The sequence below is a fragment of the Leifsonia sp. KNZ12-8B genome, from assembly GCF_056755495.1.
In genome coordinates, this window is sequence record NZ_JBPGXM010000014.1 from 41,855 (window position 1) to 48,514 (window position 6,660).

At 70.5% G+C, this 6,660-nt stretch carries 6 protein-coding genes; 5 read left to right on the forward strand and 1 reads right to left on the reverse strand.

Translation table 11 applies throughout. The annotated features are described in order from the left end of the window. Positions 1-44 precede the first annotated feature (44 nt). The gene (gene def, locus ACR9ZG_RS03980; RefSeq protein WP_481283526.1) at positions 45-536 is read left to right on the forward strand and encodes a peptide deformylase; all 492 of its coding nucleotides are present in this window, start codon (positions 45-47) and stop codon (positions 534-536) included. A gap of 24 nt (positions 537-560) precedes the next feature. Continuing rightward, on the forward strand, positions 561-1,406 hold the full coding sequence (locus tag ACR9ZG_RS03985) for an NAD-dependent epimerase/dehydratase family protein (protein ID WP_481283527.1): 846 nt from the start codon (positions 561-563) through the stop codon (positions 1,404-1,406). 45 nt (positions 1,407-1,451) lie between these two features. Here the strand turns inward: ACR9ZG_RS03985 and ACR9ZG_RS03990 are convergent, their stop codons facing one another. Further along, complete coding sequence (locus ACR9ZG_RS03990; RefSeq protein ID WP_481283528.1) at positions 1,452-3,284, reverse strand: AMP-dependent synthetase/ligase; 1,833 nt, start codon at positions 3,282-3,284, stop codon at positions 1,452-1,454. A gap of 179 nt (positions 3,285-3,463) precedes the next feature. On the opposite strand from ACR9ZG_RS03990, the gene ACR9ZG_RS03995 reads away from it, so the two are divergent. The 3 genes from ACR9ZG_RS03995 (at position 3,464) to ACR9ZG_RS04005 (ending at position 6,589) form a co-directional block, all read left to right on the forward strand. After that, positions 3,464-4,417, forward strand: a complete 954-nt coding sequence (locus tag ACR9ZG_RS03995) for an ROK family glucokinase (protein WP_481283529.1) — start codon at positions 3,464-3,466, stop codon at positions 4,415-4,417. 28 nt (positions 4,418-4,445) lie between these two features. Further along, positions 4,446-5,135: a lysophospholipid acyltransferase family protein gene (locus tag ACR9ZG_RS04000; protein WP_481283530.1), complete on the forward strand. Its 690-nt coding sequence runs from the start codon at positions 4,446-4,448 to the stop codon at positions 5,133-5,135. 122 nt (positions 5,136-5,257) lie between these two features. Next, on the forward strand, positions 5,258-6,589 hold the full coding sequence (locus tag ACR9ZG_RS04005) for a class II 3-deoxy-7-phosphoheptulonate synthase (protein WP_481283533.1): 1,332 nt from the start codon (positions 5,258-5,260) through the stop codon (positions 6,587-6,589). Positions 6,590-6,660 lie beyond the last annotated feature (71 nt).

Here is a 6,660-nt window from a genome sequence, read left to right on the forward strand (position 1 = left end):
CTCCGCACCGCCACCACCAGCAACGCCATCACCGAGGAGTACCCGTGACCGAACGCCAGATCCGCCTGTTCGGCGACCCCGTGCTGAAGACGCCGTCCGAGCCGGTCCACCAGATCGACGATGGCGTGCGCGGGCTGGTGGAGGATCTGGTCGACAGCGTGCTGCCGCCCGGCCGTGCCGGGGTGGCCGCGCCGCAGATCGGTGTGAACCAGCGCGTGTTCAGCTACAACGTCGACGGTCAGGTCGGCTACGTCATCAACCCCGAGCTGGTGGAGGTGTCTGGCGAGCCGGAGCTGGTCGACGAGGGCTGCCTCTCGGTGCCCGGACTGTGGTTCAAGACGGCGCGCTATCCGTTCGCCCGGGTCCGCGGAGTCGACCTCGACGGCAAGGAGATCGAGATCTCCGGCACCGGCGTGCTCGCGCAGGCGCTGCAGCACGAGACCGACCACCTGAACGGGATGCTGTACCTCGACCGCCTCGACAAGGACACCCGTCGCGAGGCGATGAAGCAGGTGCGCGAGAGCGACTGGTTCTAGCCTCCCTCCCCTAGACTCGACGGCATGGACATCGCCGTCACCGGAGGATCGGGCAAGCTCGGGCGCACCGTCGTGCGTGAGCTGCGCGCAGCCGGCCACACCGTCATCAACCTCGACGCGAACGGGGAGCGCGGACCGGGCTTCGTGCGCGTCGACCTGACCGACTTCGGCCAGGTCCTGGACGCGATCCTGGGCGTCGAGGACCAGCACACCGGCTTCGACGCGATCGTGCACCTCGGCGCGATCCCGGCGCCGGGCATCGCGCCCGACGCGGCGACCTTCCACAACAACATCCGCGCCACGTACAACGTATTCCAGGCGGCGCGGCGGGCCGGCATCCGCAACATCGTGTACGCGTCGAGCGAGACCGTGCTGGGCCTGCCGTTCGACGTGCCGCCGCCGTACATCCCGGTCGACGAGGAGTACCCGGCGCGACCGGAGTCGACCTACTCGCTGGTGAAGCACCTCGAGGAGCAGATGGCGATCGAGCTGGTGCGCTGGGACCCGGCCCTGAAGATCGTGGCGCTGCGCTTCTCGAACGTGATGGAGCCGGCGGACTACGCCGCGTTCCCGTCGTTCGACGCGGACGCCCGTCTGCGCAAGTGGAACCTGTGGGGCTACATCGACGCGCGCGATGGCGCCCAGGCCATCCTGAAGGCGCTGGAGTGGGACACCACCGGCTTCGACCGCTTCATCATCGCGGCGGCCGACACGGTGATGGCGCGCCCCAACGCGGAACTGGTGGCGGAGGTCTTCCCGGGCGTCGAGCTGAAGGGCGACCTGGGGGTCAACGACACCCTCCTGTCGATCGCGAAGGCCCGCCGCCTCCTGGGCTACGCCCCTCAGCACTCCTGGCGCGACGAGGTCTGAGCGGCGGGCGCCGCGGCGCTGCGCGGCGCGCCCGCCCGCACGCGGTCAGTGCGCCAGCGAGAAGCCCTCGGTGCGCGGGTTGTCGCTGTAGATGCCGTCGATCACGTCGGCGAAGTCCGCGAGGATCACGTTGCGCTTGATGCTCAGCTTCGGCGTCAGGTGCCCGCTCGCCTCCGTCAGCTCGGTCGCCAGCACCACGAACTTGCGGACGCTCTCGGCGCGCGAGACGCCCGCGTTCGCCACGTCGATGGCGCGCTGGATCTCCGCGTGCACCGCGGGGTTGATGGACGCCTCGGCGAGCGTCATGTCCTTGTCCTCGCCGTTGTTCGCGAGCCAGGTCGGCAGCATCTCGGTGTCGAGCGTGATCAGGGCGGAGATGAACGGCTTCTGGTCGCCGACCACGATCACCTGCCCGACCAGCGGGTTGGAGCGGATCGGGTCCTCGAGCGCCGCCGGCGAGACGTTCTTGCCGCCCGCGGTGACGATGATCTCCTTCTTGCGTCCGGTGATCGTCAGGAAGCCGTCGGCGTCGAACGACCCGAGGTCGCCGGTCTTGAACCAGCCGTCGTCGAAGGCGGCCTCGGTCGCCGCGGGGTTCTTCCAGTACTCCTTGAAGACGTCGACGCCCTTCACCTCGATCTCGCCGTCGTCCGCCAGCCGGATCGAGACACCGGGCAGGGCCGGTCCGACCGTGCCGATCTTGAACTTCGACGGGAGGTTGACGGTCGCCGGCGCGGTCGTCTCGGTGAGCCCGTAGCCCTCCAGCACCTTGATGCCGAGGCTGTGGAAGAAGTGCCCGAGATGCGAGCCCAGCGGAGCGGAGCCGGAGACCGCGTACCGCACCCGGCCGCCCATCGCCGCGCGCAGCTTCGAGAACACGAGCCGGTCGAACAGCGCGAACTTCAGCCTCAGGCCGAGCGGGATCGAGGCGCCGGCCTCCACGGCCTTCGAGTGCGCCACCGCCACCTCGGCCGCCGCGCGGAAGATCTTGCCCTTGCCGCCGGCCTCCGCCTTCTGCTCCGCCGAGTTGTAGACCTTCTCGAACACGCGCGGGACCGCGAGGAGGAAGGTCGGCTTGAAGCTCTCGAGCGCCGGGAGCAGCTGCTTCGTGTCGGCCTGGTGGCCGACCTTCACGCCGCCGGTCACGCAGAGCACCGCGATGAACCGCGCGAACACGTGCGCGGTCGTGATGAAGAGGAGGGTGGAGGCTCCGCCCGGCTGGTGGATCAGCTCGGTGAGCGCTTCGGCCGAGTTGCGCGACAGCTCCACGAAGTTCGCGTGGGTGAGCACGCAGCCCTTCGGCCGCCCGGTCGAGCCGGACGTGTAGATCAGCGTGCCGAGGTCGCTGCCCTTCGCGAGGCGGCGGCGCCGTTCGATCTCCTCGTCCGGCACGCCGGCTCCGGCGGCGACGAGCTTGTCGAGGTCGCCCAGGTGCAGCTGCCACACGTTGCCGATGAGCGGGAGGTCGGGGTGCACCTCGTCGAAGCGGGCGTGCATCTCCGCGGTCTCGAGGATGATCGCGACGGCCTCCGAGTCGGCCATGTTCCACTGGATCTGGGCGGGGGAGGAGGTCTCGTACACCGGCACCAGCACGGCGCCCGCGAACCAGGTCGCGAAGTCGATGAGCGTCCACTCGTAGCGCGTGTGGCACATCAGCCCGATCTTGTCGCCCGGCTGGATGCCGGCGGCCACGAGCCCCTTCGCCAGCGCGATCACCTGCCGGTGGAACTCCGCGGCCGAGACGTCGCGCCAGCCGGCGCCGTCGGGGAGGGCGAACAGCGGCGCGTCCGGCGTGGCCGCCACCCGGTCCACGAGGAGGTCGGTGGCGTTCGCCTCGGGGTCGGCGGGGACGATGGCGGGTGTTTCGAACTGGATCACGGTAGCTCCCTCGGTACCGGCGGACGGGCTGTGCGGCCGAATGGCTTCGGCCCCACGGGTTAACTACACTCTAGATGGTGCGGCCGGGAGTCACCCGCGAGCGCGACCCGCCGCCCCACCTCCACGCCCTCCGCCCGTCCGGAGGGCGACTCCACCCGTCTTTCGAGGAAGGCCCGCCTGTGCACGCGATCGGAATCGACATCGGCGGCACCAAGATCGCGGGCGCGGTGGTCGACGAGCTCGGCGTCATCGTGCGGGAGGAGCGCGTCCCGACCGACGCGAGCAGCCCCGCCCTCATCGAGGACGCCGTCGTCGGGATGGTTCAGCGGCTGCAGCAGGGGCCGGAGCAGATCGCCGGCGTCGGCGTCGCCGCGGCCGGGTTCATCGACGCCGCGCAGTCGACCGTGTACTACGCGCCCAACATCAACTGGCGGCACGAGCCGTTCCGCGAGAAGCTCGAGCGCCGCCTCGATGTGCCGGTGCTGATCGAGAACGACGCGAACGCGGCCGGCTGGGCGGAGTTCCGCTTCGGCGCGGGCCGGCTGGTCAGCGACATGGTCATCCTCACCATCGGCACCGGCGTCGGCGGCGCGATCGTGAGCAACGACCGGCTGTTCCGGGGCGGGTTCGGCGCGGGAGCCGAGATCGGCCACATGCGCGTCGTCCCCGGCGGCCTGCCGTGCGGCTGCGGCGCGCACGGCTGCATCGAGCAGTACGGCTCCGGCCGGGCGCTGCAGCGGATGGCCAACGAGCTGGCGGACGCCGGAGGCATCGGCCAGGCGCTCGCCGACGTCCGCGCCCGCAACGGCGGCGAGCTGAACGGCACCGACATCTCCACGCTCATCATGGCCGGAGACCCGGGCGCCCTCGCCGCGCTGCGCCAGCTGGGCGACTGGCTCGGTCAGGCGTGCGCGAGCCTCGGCGCCATCCTCGACCCGCAGGTCTTCGTGTTCGGCGGCGGCGTCGCCCAGGCCGGCGAGCTCCTCCTGGAGCCCATCCGCCTGGCCTACCTCGAGAACCTCCCGGCGCGCGGGTACCACCCGGAGCCCGAGTTCACGATCGCCGAGCTCGTCAACGACGCCGGGGTGGTGGGCGCCGCCGACCTGGCGCGCCTGCACGCCGCCTCCCTCTGAGGGCCGCGGCGGGTTAGGCTCTGAGGCGATGTTCTACTGGCTGATGAAGAACGTGATCGCTGGGCCGATCCTCAAGGGCATCTTCCGCCCCTGGGTCGTCGGGCTCGAGAACGTGCCCGCGGAGGGCGCCGTCATCCTCGCCAGCAACCACCTGTCGTTCATCGACTCGATCTTCCTGCCGCTCGTGGTCGACCGGCACGTGTCCTTCCTGGCCAAGAGCGACTACTTCACCCGCAGAGGGCTGAAGGGATGGGCGACCAAGGCGTTCATGAACGCCACCGGCCAGCTCCCCATCGACCGCTCCGGCGGCAAGGCGTCGGAGGCGTCGCTCAACACCGGTCTCCGGGTGCTGGCCCGGGGTGAGATCCTCGGCATCTACCCCGAGGGCACCCGCAGCCCCGACGGCAAGCTGTACCGCGGCCGCACGGGCGTGGCGCGCATGATCCTGGAGGCGGGCGTCCCGGTCGTCCCGGTCGCGATGGTCGACACGGCCAAGATCATGCCGATCGGCACCCGCCTGCCGAAGATCGGCCGCATCGGCATCATCATCGGCGAGCCGCTCGACTTCTCCCGCTTCGACGGGATGGAGGGCGACCGCTTCATCCTGCGCTCGGTCACCGACGAGATCATGTACGAGCTGCACCGCCTGGGCGACCAGGAGTATCTGGACGTGTACGCGTCCACGGTGAAGGAGAAGCGGGCCCAGCTTTCACGGTAGGCTCGGAAGTCACCCCATCCACCGGCGCGCGGCAGTGCCGGCGCCTCGATCCGAGCGGAAGACCAGTGTCCCAGCACGTGCTTGCAACGACCACCGACCCCGTCGTCACCCCAGACGCGTCCGTGATCGAGGGCCTGGACTATTGGCGCACGCTCCCGATCAAGCAGCAGCCCGAGTGGCCGGACCCCGAGGCCGCCGCGGCCGCCTCGGCCGAGATCGCGACCCTCCCGCCGCTGGTGTTCGCCGGCGAGGTCGACCAGCTGCGCACGCGGCTGGCCAGGGCCGCGCAGGGCGAGGCGTTCCTGCTCCAGGGCGGCGACTGCGCCGAGACCTTCGCCGGAGCGACCGCGGACGCGATCCGCAACCGCGTGAAGACCGTGCTGCAGATGGCGGTCGTGCTGACCTACGGGGCCTCCGTCCCCGTCATCAAGATGGGCCGCATGGCCGGCCAGTTCGCCAAGCCGCGCTCCAGCGACACCGAGACGCGCGGCGGCGTGACGCTGCCGGCGTACCGCGGCGACATCGTCAACGGCTACGACTTCACGCCGGAGTCGCGCCAGGCCGACCCGCGCCGGCTGGTGCAGGGCTACCACACCGCCGCCTCCACGCTGAACCTCATCCGCGCCTTCACCCAGGGCGGTTTCGCCGACCTGCGCCAGGTGCACAGCTGGAACAGGGGCTTCGCGGCCAACCCGGCCAACCAGCGGTACGAGGGCCTCGCGCGCGAGATCGACCGGGCCATCAAGTTCATGGAGGCCGCCGGCGCCGACTTCGACGAGCTGAAGCGGGTGGAGTTCTACTCCAGCCACGAGGGCCTGCTCATGGACTACGAGCGCCCGATGACCCGCATCGACTCGCGCACCGGGACGCCGTACAACACGTCGGCGCACTTCATCTGGATCGGGGAGCGCACGCGCGACCTCGACGGCGCGCACGTCGACTTCCTGTCGCGGGTGCGCAACCCGATCGGCGTGAAGCTCGGCCCGACGACGACGCGCGACGACATGCTCCGGCTCATCGACAAGCTCGACCCCGAGCGCGAGCCCGGCCGCCTGACCTTCATCACGCGGATGGGCGCCGGCAAGATCCGCGACGCCCTGCCGCCGCTGCTGGAGGCGATCAAGCGCTCCGACGCGACACCGCTGTGGGTCACCGACCCGATGCACGGCAACGGCCTGACTACGCCGACCGGCTACAAGACGCGCCGGTTCGACGACGTCGTGGACGAGGTCAAGGGCTTCTTCGAGGCGCACCGCGCGGCGGGGACGAACCCCGGCGGCATCCACGTCGAGCTCACCGGCGACGACGTCACCGAGTGCCTCGGCGGCTCGGAGCAGATCGACGAGGAGACGCTGGCGACCCGCTACGAGTCGCTGTGCGACCCGCGCCTGAACCACATGCAGTCGCTGGAGCTGGCCTTCCTGGTGGCCGAGGAGCTCTCGCACCAGTCCTGAGCCGCACCGGCCACCCGCGAGGGGCGTCGTTCTGCCGCTGTTCCCCCGGAATCTGTCTCTTATACACATCT